Source organism: Pseudomonas sp. BN515, from assembly GCF_029873155.1.
Classification (GTDB): Bacteria; Pseudomonadota; Gammaproteobacteria; order Pseudomonadales; family Pseudomonadaceae; genus Metapseudomonas.
Map to the genome: position 1 here is coordinate 115,269 of NZ_SSOH01000088.1, position 13,190 is coordinate 128,458.

The following is a 13,190-nucleotide window of genomic DNA, read 5'->3' on the forward strand; positions in this document are numbered from 1 at the left end:
TAACTACCGTTGTAAATACCGTCTAATACCTTGTTTTCGTCTGCCTCATACCTATTTGGTATGTCTATGGCTCGCCCTCTTTAGTCGCCCCAAGGGGCTGCTCTTGGCGGTTTTCCTTGTGCCGTGGCCTTGTCCGCATGCGGCACAGCGTGTTCAAAGATCGAGATACAACGTGTCTGACATTGCGCGGGATACACAGATGATGATGTGCTTGTTCGCCGCGCGTTCGGCAGCTGAGAGCACGTTGTCACGGTGCTCGGGAATACCATCCAGCAGGCCCGTCTTGCATGTGGCGCACAGGCCCTCGCGGCACGAATAAGGCACGCCTTCACCACATGCCTCGAGCTCTTCGAGAATGCTGCGTCCGGCTGGTACTTCGAGAGATTTCCCCGAGCGCAATACAACGGTGAATGGCTTGTCCCCGGTGGTATCGATCTCCGTTGCCGTAAACCACTCGAAGTGCAGGGTTGCTGGGTCGCGTCCGGTCGCCGAGGCCTCGACCGATTTCATAAGTGGGTCAGGGCCGCAGCAGTAGATGTGGGCTGTTGGGCTGATGCCGACCAGCGCCTGTGATGGATTGAAGAAGTCTTGCTGTTCGTCATCAAAATGCAGGTGGCAGCGCTCCGGTGCCAGCGACATGAGGTCTTCATAGAACGCCATGCGCTGGCGATTCCTCGCGCAGTAGAACAGCTGCCATTTCTTGCCCAGGCGAATACAGGTATGGATCATCGCCATGATTGGCGTAATACCAATACCGCCAGCAATGAAGACAAACTCGTCTGCCTCTTCCTTGAAGGGGAAGTTGTTTCGAGGCGCGCTGGTCTGCAGCGTTACACCAACGCGGATCGACTGGTGGATCAGGCGGGAGCCGCCGCGGCTGTCTTTGGCCAAACCTACGCCAATGCAGTAGCGATCCCGCTCAGTTGGATCATTGCAGAGTGAGTAGTGGCGAATCAGGTTGCCCGGCAGATAGACCTCAAGGTGCGAACCAGCCTCGAAGGGGGGCAGATCCTTGCCAGCGGGATTACGTAGTTCCAGGAGCATGACGTCACGTGCTTCGCAGCGTACGTCGGTGACTTTCAGGGAGATTTTTTCGCTCATTTCGGCAGCCTTTCCATAAGGTGTCGTCGCGGGCACAGCGCTCGCGGCCACGGACGTCAGAGGGACGATGCAATAAGTGCTTCTTCTTGCATGCGTTCTTCTCTGATCAGCTTGTCCAGCACCCAGAGCATTTTGCCGGGGCCAGCATCGGCTGCGATGTCGAAGGTCTTGAAGTCAGGCTTTTCCTGCATGCGAATGCGCTGGCCTTCGAGCATCACCTTGTCTTCAAAGAAGGCGGCGTCGATGCCTTCCTTGAGTAGATCGGCTAGCCCCGGGCGTTCGGTAGCCTTGCTCACACCCCAGGAGAAGTAGTAATCCACCGAGTCTGCGTCACGAGGCGTAATGGCTTGGCAGCTCCAGGAGTCCAGTACCAACTCGCCATCGGACTCGCCTTCAGTGGCGGTGCCTGCAGTAAATACGCGGAAGTGCAGGATCCAGTTGCAGGGGACGGTCTGAGTGATGTCGAAGTGCGCATCGCATGTGAATCCCGGCGGGAACAGGTGAGCGACGAACTTTGGAACCGGTACGTTACGTACCCAGTAGTCGGTCTTGATCCCGCGAGGCAGGATCTTGTGCTCGGGTCTGGCAAGAGCCTGTGCCCAACCCATGGCAATGGTGTTGTCGTGCGTGAATGAGCTATGCGACAGGTCCGCCAGGTTGGCGTTCTCCATGCGATAGTCCGCATCAACCTGGATGTAGCTCGGGCGTACTATGTAGTCCGGGTTGCCTGGGCCGACGGAACTGCAGATCAATGCGGGATCAGCCTTTTCCGGGTCACCCATCCATACCCAGATCCAGTTGTCCTTCTCCACTACAGGGAAGGCTCGCACGCAGGCGCGTTCGGGGATGTTGTCCTGGCCGGGGATTTCGTTGCACTTGCCATCGGCGCCGAACTTGATGCCGTGGTACATGCACCGCAGGTCGTCACCTTCTTTGGCGCCCATCGAAAGGGCCGCCTGGCGATGTGGGCAGCGGTCTTCGAGAGCAACGACATCGCCATTTAGCTTGCGGTACAGAACGACGCGCTCTCCGGCGATTTTCCGGGCGACGATGGAAGTCTTCCCTTGCGATATCTGGTAATCCCAGCCTGCGCAGTACCAGCAGTTTTTGAGAAACATGGCTATCTCCTACCAGGGCGCTGTAGAGCAGCGTTGTTTTTGTTTGGTCTGGCTTGTGGTGTCGTAAGAGCACCTGTGGCCAAGGTAGCGAGCGTGGGAATGGTGACGCACCAACCTTTTGGGATGGTGGGGCGAGGCATCGTGGCGTGGGGAGTGGGGCAGCATGCGGGGGGCAGTAACCAGCCCGAGGCGTTACCTCAGGCCGGTTTACACGATTCAGCGTTAGAGCAGAAAGCCCATTGCCAAACGATTGAAGCGTTCGCCAATCAGGCGGTAGCCATCTGCATTCGGGTGCAGGCCGTCTACCAGTAGCGCGTTATCGGCAGTGCCGAACAGGTCCAATCCATTGATGTAGTGCAGTTGCTGGTCGTTCTGGCTGCGATGAGATTCGACTACGCCTTCCAGGACCTGGCGAATCTCCTCCAGAGTCATGCCTCCGTTCTCGCCAGCTGCTTCGCGGGACGGCGATGCGATGGGAGATACGAGAACGATTGGGAGTTCGGGCTTCGCGTCCCGAATCAAGACCAGCATGGAATGGGTGGAGTCTGCCAGGGTGCGCGGATTCATGGCGCCGCCGTCCCAGATATTGATACCTAGTTCCAAGACCAGGGCATTGATGTCCTGCTTGGCGATGGTCCGAGCTGCCAGGCTGCTGATCAGGCAGGAGCCCGCCCAGCCCATGTTGAGCATGCTGACATCGGCGAGGGCCGAGGCGACTGCCGGCCAACTGCCGGTGCCGCTATCAGCTTCCATGCCATGGGTAATTGAGCTGCCATGGAACAGTACCTGTGGGCGGACGTCAGGCGCTGCGCTCCAGCTTGCGCCGGCATCCACCTCAAGCGATTGGATGATTTGCACGGTGGATTGTGGGAACCAGATTTCCACGGTTTTCTCGCCTGCGGGCAGATGCTCAACACTCAGCACGGCGTGCGGATCACCCTGCGGGGCCTGGCCTGGAGTGAGAAACGCACCACCTGCAGCTGCCGCTTGCGCAAACACCTCGTTGTTAACGCGAACCTCGAAGTTGCGTTTCCACTGTTCCGGTTCGCTCAAGTAAGCCTGGGTCTGCAAGGTCCTCAGTCGCACGTTGCGGCTATTGGTGTTAAGGCGAAGGCGCACGCCCGATGTCATCGCTGCGGTAAAGCCGTTGAGCGGGTCGAGCATGAAGCCAGTAGCCGGATCGAAGCGAACTGGCTGCAACCCTGCCTCATGCTCGATGCAGCCGAGCTGACCTGTCAGCAGGGACTTGAGGTCGGTAAGGGGGACGTGTTGCATGGTGCGCACCTCTGGTTGTGGATCCGTTTTGTCGGACAAAGGCGCAGTCTATGAAGCTCGACTGAATGGCAGTAGTGTAAAAAAAGCCACTTTATATGCGGAAACAGACGGTATGCCTGTCGCGGCGATTTTCCTATACGACAACTGCTACGCCTCCAGCGTGGGCGGCTTTGCCGATGTGTTGCAAGTCGCCAACGCGCATCTTGCCGCTCAGAACTCAGCGCAGCGTTACACCTGGTCATTCCTCGCGCCGAAGGCTGGTGGTATCACGACGAGTAACGGATTACCGCTCCAGGCTCGGCAGCCTGAGCCGGGTGAACACTTCGATATTGTCTACATTCCTGCCTGTCACTATCTGGGCTATCACTCCTTCAGGCAATTCCTTGATCAACAGTCGCTGCATTGCGAATGGCTCTGCCGGCAGTGGGAGGTGGGGGCTGAGCTCATTGCCACCTGCACTGGAACATTCGTCCTGGCCAATACCGGACTGCTTGATGGTCGCGTCGCAACAACCACCTGGTGGCTGGAGGAGCAGTTCCGCGCCTGGTTTCCCGCCGTGGATCTCCAGATGGCGCCGATACTGACTCAGTCGGACCGACTGTTCTGCGCCGGAGCACTGTCCTCCTATCACTTGCAGTCGATCCAGACCATTGAGCGCCATTCAGGTGCAGCACTGGCAGCGCAGTGCGCCAAGAGCTTGCTGATCGATGTCAGCCAGACGCTTCAAACGCCATACCTTCCGTTGTTGGCGCATCGTTCGCACAGCGATGCCGTGGTGCAGCAGGCGCAGGATTATCTCGAGCGCCACCTCGCCGACCCCATTCGCCTGACAGATCTTGCGAAGCGTCTGGCGGTAAGCGAGCGCACGCTGATTCGTAGATTCCATCTGGCGCTTGAGCAGACTCCTCTGGCCTACCTACAGAGCTTGCGCATCGAGGCAGCGCGAACCATGTTGGAGACCGGTAATCAGCGCATCGAGAGCATTGCGCAGGCAGTCGGGTATCTGGACAGCAGCTCGTTCGTCAGGCTGTTTCGCGAGCGCATTGGACTCACCCCGGCAGCCTATCGGCGGAAATTCAGGCTGGGCGGTTAAATTGCTCGCTTGTCGGAACTCGCATAGTTGGAGTCATTTTTGCCACTGTGCGAGCAATATGCACGCCCTTACTCTGGCGCCCTGCCAAGTGAGGTGCCTCCATGAATGTCTTGATCGTGCATGCCCATCCGGAGCCTGCCTCCTTTACCTCAGCGCTCTTCCAGGCCGCAGTCGAGCATTTCCGCAACCTCGGAGCAGCGGTCGAGGTTTCTGACCTTTACGCGATGGGGTTCGATCCTGTTGCCAGCGGTGCGGACTTTAACGAGCGCGCCAATCCGGACTACCTGGTGTACGCCCTGGAGCAACGCAACGGAGTCAAGAGCGAAACCCTTCGTGATGATATCCAGAGGGAAATCGACAAGATCAAGCATTGCGACTTGTTGGTTCTCTGCTTCCCCGTCTATTGGTATGCGATGCCAGCCATCCTCAAAGGTTGGATCGACAGGGTGTTTGTCTCCGGGGTGTTCTACGGTGGTCGACGCATCTTCGACCTAGGGGGTATGCGCGGAAAGCGTGCGTTGGTTTGCGCGACCCTCGGAGGGCGCGAGGGCATGTTCTCCGCTGAAGGCATACACGACGACCTGCATGCTCTGTTTCGGCCTCTGCTGAAAGGGACACTGGGCTATACCGGCTTCGAAGTGTTCGATCCATTCTTTGCCTATCACGTGCCCTATCTGGATGACGCCGCGCGCGGAGAAATTCTCTCCCAGTGGTGCGAGCTTCTGGCTGAAATCGATCAGCGACCGGTGATGCCGATGCCCTTCACCGACGAATACGACACGAATTTTGAACGGCGTGTTCGCTAGCGCGAGCGAGCCCGAAACCCTCCCTACTATTTGCTCAGCAGGAGTTCCCATGAGTTCCCAGGATGTCTTCGTCATCGAAGCGGCACGTACAGCTATTGGTACCTTCGGTGGCGCCCTCAAGGATGTGGAGCTGGCCGACTTGGCTACCACACCCATCAAAGGAGTGATCGAGCGTTCCGGGATTGATCCGGCAGCTATTGGTCATGTCGTTATGGGAAACGTCATCCCTACGGTGCCGCGCGACGCCTACCTGTCCCGAGTTGCTGCGATGAATGCAGGAATTCCTAAGGACGCTTCGGCCTTCAACGTCAACCGTCTGTGTGGCTCGGGCCTGCAGGCCATTGTCTCTGCCGCACAGGCCGTGATGCTGGGGGATGTGCAGTTGGCCATTGGCGCTGGCGCAGAAGCCATGAGCCGGGGGCCATACATGATGCCGGCGGCCAGATGGGGCGGTCGAATGGGCAATATGCAGGCCCTGGACTACGTGCTCGGTGTTCTGCATGACCCCTTCCACAGTGTTCATATGGGCATCACTGCGGAGAACGTTGCTGCACACAGCGGTATCAGTCGCGAGACTCAGGATGAGTTCGCGGTGGAAGAACAGCGCCGTGCTTCGCTGGCCATCATGGAGGGGCGATTTGTAAGCCAGATCATCCCGGTTGAACTGCGCACTCGCAAAGGTGTGGAGCTTTTCAGCGTGGATGAACACCCGCGTGAATCCACTGCGGAGCAACTGGCGAAAATGAAAGCCGCGTTCAAGTCTGACGGCACCGTCACCGCCGGTAATGCGTCGGGGCTCAATGACGGCGCTGCGGCATTGCTGTTGGCTAGTGCTCAAGCTGTCGGCGATCAGGGGCTTAAGCCGCTGGCTCGCATCGTTGCGTACGCTCACGCCGGTGTGGAGCCCGAACTTATGGGGCTCGGGCCTGTTCCGGCAACACGCCTAGCGCTCAAGCGTGCTGGCCTCGCTATCGATGATCTGGATGTGATCGAAGCCAACGTGGCCTTTGCGGCGCAGGCCTGTGCGGTGATGAAGGAGCTGCAGATGGACCCCGCCAAGGTAAATCCCAACGGTTCTGGAATCGCTCTTGGTCATCCCATAGGGGCGACCGGGGCGATTATCGCCACGAAGTTGATTCATGAATTGCACCGTACTCAGGGGCGCTATGGCTTGGCGACCATGTGTATCGGGGGAGGTCAGGGCATCGCGGTGATTTTCGAGCGCGTCTGACCTCTCGGGTATCGGGCAGGGGGGCGATACCGCTCGATACCTGACGCAGCGTTTCTCCTCATTATTGGCCGTCTAGATTCTCCGCTGTTCGAGCTTTGAGAGAAGTTTCTTGGAGTGAAGGGCGGCCAGTACTCAACTAAGTGTGAACCGTCGCGGAGAACTGCGCTCCGCGATGTCTTCGGGAGTCGCGTGGCGAGGAGCCCAGGACAATCGACTCCGCTGCGGTCCTTTTCGCGATATACGCGCAGCAACTCTGACCCATTTCTATTGCTGCTTTAAGGCGCCTTGCCGCAAGGTTGTTCGCTGTCCAAAGAGATACCCGATTGGTATTGGCGAGGAACGAATAAAGTATTAGTCGGTATCGAATCCGCTCCCTAGACTCAGTAAACAGTCTGGTTCGCCCTTCCGGCGGACCACCTAAGGACAAGAGTGCGGAGCGATCATGCGCAATATCGATAACTTCATCGCGGGCGAATTCGTCGCCGCTGCCAGCGGCAAACGCTTCGACAAGCGTTCGCCGGTAGACAACCGTGTGATCGCTTCGATTTCCGAAGCGGGCCGTGCGGAAGTGGATAGCGCCGTAAAGTCTGCACGCAGTGCCTTGCATGGCGAATGGGGTGGCCTGACCACCGAGCAGCGTGTCGACATGCTGCATGCCGTGGCTAACGAGATCACCCGCCGCTTCGATGACTTTGTCGAAGCTGAAATGGCCGACACCGGGCAGCCGGCACATGTCATGCGGCATGCCTTCATTCCTCGTGGCGCGGCCAACTTCAAGGTTTTCGCCGATGTAATCAAGAATGTCGCCAGTGAGTCTTTCCGGATGGATACCCCGGATGGTCGCGGCGCGCTCAACTACTCCATGCGTGTGCCGAAGGGCGTAATTGGAGTGATTTGCCCATGGAACGCGCCCTTCCTGCTGATGACCTGGAAGGTCGGCCCGGCGCTGGCATGCGGTAATACCGTACTGGTCAAGCCTTCCGAAGAATCTCCGCTCACAGCAACTCTTCTCGGTGAAGTGATGAACACCGTAGGCATCCCCAAGGGGGTGTACAACGTATTGCACGGTTTCGGTCCGGATTCCGCGGGCGAGTTCATTACTCAGCATCCTGGCATCGACGCCATCACCTTTACCGGTGAAACGCGCACAGGCACAGCAATCATGAAGGCCGCTGCCGAAGGCATGCGAGATGTGTCATTCGAGTTGGGTGGGAAGAACGCAGGAATCGTATTCGCCGATGCCGATTTCGATGCGGCAGTGGATGGGATTTTCCGTTCGTCCTTCCTCAATTCCGGACAGGTCTGCCTGGGTACCGAGCGCGTTTACGTCGAACGTCCGATTTTTGAGCGCTTCGTTCAGGCACTGAAGGTTAAGGCAGAGGGCGTGAAATACGGTCGGCCTGAAGATCACGCCACGACCTATGGTCCGTTGATCAGCCAGGAGCACCGCAGCAAGGTGCTTTCCTACTACCGCAAGGCGGTGGAGGAGGGGGCCACGGTGGTAACTGGCGGTGGTGTGCCTGATATGCCCGGTGAGTTGGCCGAGGGCTCGTGGGTTCAGCCCACTATCTGGACGGGGCTGCCGGACAACGCTGCGGTAGTGCGCGAGGAGATCTTCGGCCCCTGCTGCCACATTCGCCCGTTCGACAGTGAGAACGAGGTGGTGTCGCTGGCCAATGACAATGAATACGGCCTGTCTACCACCATCTGGACGAGCGACCTATCCCGCGCCCATCGCATGGCTGCGCGTATCGATGTAGGGATTACCTGGATCAATAGCTGGTTCCTCCGCGATCTGCGCACTGCGTTCGGCGGTTCCAAGCAGTCGGGAATCGGTCGCGAAGGTGGCGTTCACTCCCTGGAGTTTTACACCGAGACACGCAACGTGTGCGTGAAGCTGTAAATCGCCTTTTAGGGCGCCGCTTCATGCGGCGTCCGACTTCCGCCGTCCTGTGAGAAAACCATGAACGACAACAAGATCGAGCAATACGGCGACGAGCTCTACGAAGCGTTCGTCTCTCGTCGCACAGTTCCCCCGTTACTGCAGCGTGAGCCCGAGATAACCATCGAGGATGCTTACCGCATTCAGCAGCGTTACGTTGCGCGTCGACTTGCCGCCGGCGAGACCGTGGTGGGTAAGAAAATCGGCGTCACCAGCAAGCCTGTTCAGGACTTCCTCGGGGTTTTTCAACCGGACTTCGGCATTCTCACCTCCGGCATGGTGTACCAGGAGGGTGATGAGATTGACCTTGGTACCCTCATCCAACCGAAGGCCGAGGCCGAACTCGCTTTCGTTCTTAAGCATGACCTGGTTGGGCCGGGGATCACCGCAATGGATGTGATCCGGGCAACTGATTACGTAGTGCCGTGCTTCGAGATTGTCGATTCGCGCATCACGGATTGGCAGATCAAGATCCAGGACACCGTCGCGGACAACGCTTCCTGTGGCGTGTATGTGCTGGGGAATGACAGAGGTGATCCGCGAGAGCTCGACCTGACATTGGCCGGCATGGTGCTGGAGAAGAACGGCGAGCTGTTCTCCACCGGCGTTGGTGCTGCCGTGCAAGGGTCTCCAGCCAATGCGGTCGCCTGGTTGGCCAACACCTTGGGAGAGCTGGGGATTCCGTTCAAAGCGGGAGAGGTGATTCTTTCGGGCTCGCAATCTGCCCTGGTACCCATCGCCGACGGTGACGAACTGGTATGTACCGTGGGTGGTCTTGGCAGCTGCAGGGCGAAGTTTACCGGGAGGAGTGCAGTATGAGCGCACAACTGACACTGTCCCGCGAGGACATCGTGCGTCTTTGTGAGCGTGTCGAGGGGGCTCAGACGCACGCCTATTCGATTCGCAAATTGACCGATGAATACCCCCAGATGTCGATTGCTGACGGCTACGCCGTGCAGTTGGAGTTGCTGCGCCGCTTCAAGGCGAAGGGGCATCGTCTCGTCGGCTGGAAGGCAGGACTGACCTCCAGGGCCAAGATGCAGCAGATGGGCGTTAACGTGCCCTCCATCGGTTTTCTGACCGACCGCATGGCGCGTCCGGAGAACTCGCAGATCAAGACCTCCGACTTGGTCCATCCCCGTGTGGAGTGCGAGGTTGCCTTTGTCCTCAAGGAAGGACTTGAAGGCCCGAATTGCACTGTCGCCGATGTGCTGGCCGCCACCGACTATGTGTTGCCTGCAGTGGAAATCATTGATTCACGCTTCTCCGGCTTCAAATTCGATCTTCCCAGCGTGATCGCTGACAACGGTTCCTCCGCCCGATTTGTCGGCGGCGGTCGTGCCCGCAAGGTCGATGAACTGGACCTGCGCACACTGGGCGTGGTGATGGAGAAGAACGGCGAAATCGTCGGCATGGGAGCGAGTGCAGCAGTGCTCGGGCATCCGGCAGAGGCTGTGGCGATGCTGGTCAACATTCTTTCCGAACTGGGAGAGACGCTGCCAGCCGGCAGCTTTGTGATGAGTGGTGGAATCACCGAAGCCGTCGCAGTGAAACCCGGCGACAACGTCATTGCACGCTTCCAGGAACTGGGCAGCGTTTCCATGCGTTTTATCGAGTAAGGCCTCCAGGAGAAGTCATGCCCATTATCGAAATGCACCTCGTCGAGGGGCGCACCGCCGAGCAGAAAAGCCGCGTCGCTGCAGCTGTGACCAAGGCTGTTAGCGAGAGCCTTCCATGCAACCCGGACACGGTCCGGATCCTGATTACCGAACACCGCCACGACGAGTTCTATGTCGCTGGTTTGAACAAGATGCAGCGCGATGCGCTGCAGGGGCAGGCGAAATGAAGAAGATCCGTTGTGCGTTGATCGGCTCGGGCAACATCGGTACCGATTTGATCTACAAGATCATGCGCAGCCCGGTGCTTGAGCCGGTCTGGATGGTAGGTATCGACCCGGAGTCAGAAGGTCTTAAACGAGCTCGAGACATGGGCTTGAAGACGACCTCGGAAGGTGTCGACGGTCTGCTGCCCCACGTTCTGGAGGACAATATCCAGATCGCCTTCGACGCTACCAGTGCCTATGTGCACGCCGAGAACAGCCGCAAGCTCAATGCGCTGGGTGTTCTGATGATCGACCTGACGCCGGCTGCTATCGGTCCGCTGTGCGTGCCCCCGGTGAACCTGAGCGAGCACACCCAGAAACAGGTAGCGAACGTCAACATGATTTCGTGTGCCGGCCAGGCAACCATTCCCATCGTCAATGCCGTTTCACGTATCCAAAGCGTGGGTTATGCGGAGATCGTCGCTAGCCTGTCGTCCAAGTCCGTAGGGCCAGGTACCCGCGCGAATCTGGATGAGTTCACCTACACGACCTCCAGCGCTATCGAGGCAGTCGGTGGTGCGCGCAAGGGTAAGGCCCTGGCCATCATCAACCCGGCTGAGCCGCCGTTGATCATGCGCAACACGATCTACTGCCTGACCGACGATGAGCCTGACCAAGAGCGCGTGACCGCGTCGATTCTGCAGATGATCGGCGAGGTGCAGAAGTATGTTCCGGGCTACCGGCTGGTCAATGGCCCGCTCTTCGATGGCAACAAGGTCTCAGTGTTCCTCGAGGTTGCAGGGCTTGGTGACTACCTGCCGACTTACGCTGGAAACCTCGACATCATGACCGCGGCCGCGACGCGCACAGCGGAAATGTTCGCCGAAGAAATCCTTGCCGGAAAGCTCCAGTTGCCCACTGTGGAGGTCGCATAATGAGTCAGCCCATCAGCCTCAAAGGCCGCAAGGTCATTCTCCACGACATGTGCCTGCGTGACGGCATGCACGCCAAGCGCGAGCAGATCAGCGTCGATCAGATGATCAAGGTTGCCACTGCAATGGATGACTCCGGCATTCCGTACATCCAGGTGACCCACGGCGGCGGTCTCGGTGGGAACTCGCTGCAGCATGGCTTCGCCCTGCACAGCAATGAGGAATACATCAGCGCTGTCGCATCTCGGATGACCCAGGCGAAAGTCTCGGTACTGCTGATCCCAGGTCTCGGCACGATGAAGGAACTCGAGTCCGCCTACGATTGCGGCGCACGCAGCGTTCACGTGGCCACTCATTGCACCGAGGCAGACACCTCTCCGCAACACATCGCCTTCGCTCGAAAGCTGGGAATGGACACTACCGGATTCCTGATGATGGCCCACCTCAACGATCCTGCAGGCATCGCCCAGCAGGGGAAATTGATGGAGTCCTATGGGGCGCAGACCGTTTACGTCACTGACTCGGCCGGATACATGCTGCCGGAGGACGTCAAGGCACGGGTCGAGGCTCTTCGTGATGTGCTCAATCCCGAAACCGAGATCGGGTTCCACGGGCACCACAACCTGGGCATGGGCGTCGCGAATTCCATTGCAGCCATTGAAGCTGGCGCCACCCGGATCGACGGTTCGGTAGCTGGGCTGGGAGCGGGGGCTGGCAACACTCCTCTTGAGGTATTCGCCGCTGTTTGCGAGCGCATGGGCATCGACACCGGCGTGGACCTGTTCAAGCTGATGGATGTGGCCGAGGACATCATCGTTCCCATGATGGATCACCTGGTGCGTGTTGATCGCGAGTCTCTGACGCTGGGTTACGCCGGCGTGTATTCGACCTTCCTGCTGCATGCGAAACGAGCGGCAGAACGCTTCGGCGTTTCGGCGCGCGACATTCTGGTTGAGCTTGGCCGCAAGAAGATGATCGGTGGTCAGGAAGACATGATCCTCGATACTGCGATGACGATGGCCAAGGAGCGTGGCTTGCTCAAGAGCGCCTGATGCGTCCGCCGAGCAGAAGTATCTGCTCGGCGTTTTCTCGAGTAGCGGAGTGCTCATGAATTCGACCAATGAAGTCGCGGTAATCGTCGGCGCCACAGGTGCTTTCGGACAAGCCATCGTCTCAAGGCTATGTGCCAGTGGCCTCGATATCATCGCCGTGGCTCGCAGCAGCGAAAGCCTCAATTCGCTAGCGGATCGATATTCACAGGTCAGACCTTGTGAAGCTGATATCGGAGACGACAGTGCAATCGAAGTCATTCGAACTTCCCTGAACTGCCCCGTCCGCATGGTCGTCCATGGACCTGGCGTAGCAGTTGCTGGAGGGGTGCTGGATGCCTCGGTAAGCGCGTTGAACTCCGCAGTTAACATCAAGGTTGGCGGCATGTTGCGCCTGGTGCGAGCAGTAGACGACTTTCTGCAACCAGGTTCACGCCTGGTCGCCATTGGTGGGCACTATGGCTTCGAGCCTAGTGCCTATGCGGCGGCGGCAGGAGTCGCCAATGCAGCCCTTGCCAATCTCAACCGGCAGCTCAGTCTGGCTTACGGCCCGCGTGGCATTACCTCCCATCTGGTTGCCCCGGGTCCCGCGGATACCGAGCGACTGCATCGTGTCGCGGCAGACCGTGCGGCGCAGCGAGGCGTGAGTGTTGATGCTGTGCTGGAGGAAATACGTGCGGAATCGTCCCTTGGTGCTTTGACCACGCCCGAGCAGGTGGCCTGGGCTATCAGCATGCTGCTGGCTCCTGAAGCTACTGCAATGTCGGGATCTGCCGTGATGCTTGACTCCGGTCGCCGACGAGGACTGCCCTAGTTTCCTT

The 13,190-nt window shown here is 58.7% G+C and carries 13 protein-coding genes; 10 read left to right on the forward strand and 3 right to left on the reverse strand.

The annotated features are described in order from the left end of the window. Positions 1-153 precede the first annotated feature (153 nt). The 3 genes from E8E91_RS25115 to E8E91_RS25125 all read right to left on the reverse strand — a co-directional run bounded on the left by E8E91_RS25115 (position 154) and on the right by E8E91_RS25125 (position 3,494). Positions 154-1,101, reverse strand: coding sequence for a PDR/VanB family oxidoreductase (locus E8E91_RS25115; RefSeq protein WP_179057952.1), 948 nt, complete (start codon positions 1,099-1,101; stop codon positions 154-156). A gap of 56 nt (positions 1,102-1,157) precedes the next feature. Then, a complete protein-coding gene (locus E8E91_RS25120) occupies positions 1,158-2,219 on the reverse strand; it encodes an aromatic ring-hydroxylating dioxygenase subunit alpha (protein WP_179057953.1) in 1,062 nt (353 codons plus the stop codon). A 222-nt stretch (positions 2,220-2,441) separates the two neighbouring features. After that, complete coding sequence (locus E8E91_RS25125) at positions 2,442-3,494, reverse strand: SGNH/GDSL hydrolase family protein (RefSeq protein WP_280358978.1); 1,053 nt, start codon at positions 3,492-3,494, stop codon at positions 2,442-2,444. Between E8E91_RS25125 and E8E91_RS25130 the strand changes: the two genes are divergently transcribed. The 10 genes from E8E91_RS25130 (at position 3,493) to E8E91_RS25175 (ending at position 13,183) form a co-directional block, all read left to right on the forward strand. Then, a complete protein-coding gene (locus E8E91_RS25130; protein ID WP_280358976.1) occupies positions 3,493-4,587 on the forward strand; it encodes a helix-turn-helix domain-containing protein in 1,095 nt (364 codons plus the stop codon). The genes E8E91_RS25125 and E8E91_RS25130 overlap by 2 nt on opposite strands. Positions 4,588-4,688: 101 nt before the next feature. Next, positions 4,689-5,393, forward strand: a complete 705-nt coding sequence (locus tag E8E91_RS25135) for an NAD(P)H-dependent oxidoreductase (RefSeq protein WP_179057956.1) — start codon at positions 4,689-4,691, stop codon at positions 5,391-5,393. A gap of 49 nt (positions 5,394-5,442) precedes the next feature. After that, positions 5,443-6,624: an acetyl-CoA C-acyltransferase family protein gene (locus E8E91_RS25140; RefSeq protein WP_179057957.1), complete on the forward strand. Its 1,182-nt coding sequence runs from the start codon at positions 5,443-5,445 to the stop codon at positions 6,622-6,624. Positions 6,625-7,066: 442 nt separating this feature from the next. After that, positions 7,067-8,527, forward strand: coding sequence for a 2-hydroxymuconic semialdehyde dehydrogenase (locus E8E91_RS25145; protein ID WP_179057958.1), 1,461 nt, complete (start codon positions 7,067-7,069; stop codon positions 8,525-8,527). A gap of 60 nt (positions 8,528-8,587) precedes the next feature. Beyond that, positions 8,588-9,385, forward strand: a complete 798-nt coding sequence (dmpE, locus tag E8E91_RS25150; RefSeq protein WP_179057959.1) for a 2-oxopent-4-enoate hydratase — start codon at positions 8,588-8,590, stop codon at positions 9,383-9,385. Beyond that, positions 9,382-10,185: a 2-oxo-3-hexenedioate decarboxylase gene (dmpH, locus tag E8E91_RS25155; protein WP_179057960.1), complete on the forward strand. Its 804-nt coding sequence runs from the start codon at positions 9,382-9,384 to the stop codon at positions 10,183-10,185. Before dmpE ends, dmpH begins: the two co-directional genes overlap by 4 nt. Before the next feature lie 17 nt (positions 10,186-10,202). Continuing rightward, positions 10,203-10,412, forward strand: a complete 210-nt coding sequence (locus E8E91_RS25160) for a tautomerase family protein (protein WP_179057961.1) — start codon at positions 10,203-10,205, stop codon at positions 10,410-10,412. Further along, positions 10,409-11,323 (forward strand): acetaldehyde dehydrogenase (acetylating), encoded by a 915-nt coding sequence (locus E8E91_RS25165; protein WP_179057962.1) that lies wholly within the window; start codon positions 10,409-10,411, stop codon positions 11,321-11,323. The genes E8E91_RS25160 and E8E91_RS25165 overlap by 4 nt, the downstream gene beginning before the upstream one ends. Next, positions 11,320-12,372 (forward strand): 4-hydroxy-2-oxovalerate aldolase, encoded by a 1,053-nt coding sequence (gene dmpG / locus E8E91_RS25170; RefSeq protein WP_179058010.1) that lies wholly within the window; start codon positions 11,320-11,322, stop codon positions 12,370-12,372. Before E8E91_RS25165 ends, dmpG begins: the two co-directional genes overlap by 4 nt. A 55-nt stretch (positions 12,373-12,427) precedes the next feature. Further along, positions 12,428-13,183 carry an SDR family oxidoreductase gene (locus tag E8E91_RS25175; RefSeq protein ID WP_179057963.1) on the forward strand — a complete coding sequence of 252 codons (756 nt, stop codon included), beginning with the start codon at positions 12,428-12,430 and terminating at the stop codon, positions 13,181-13,183. Positions 13,184-13,190 lie beyond the last annotated feature (7 nt).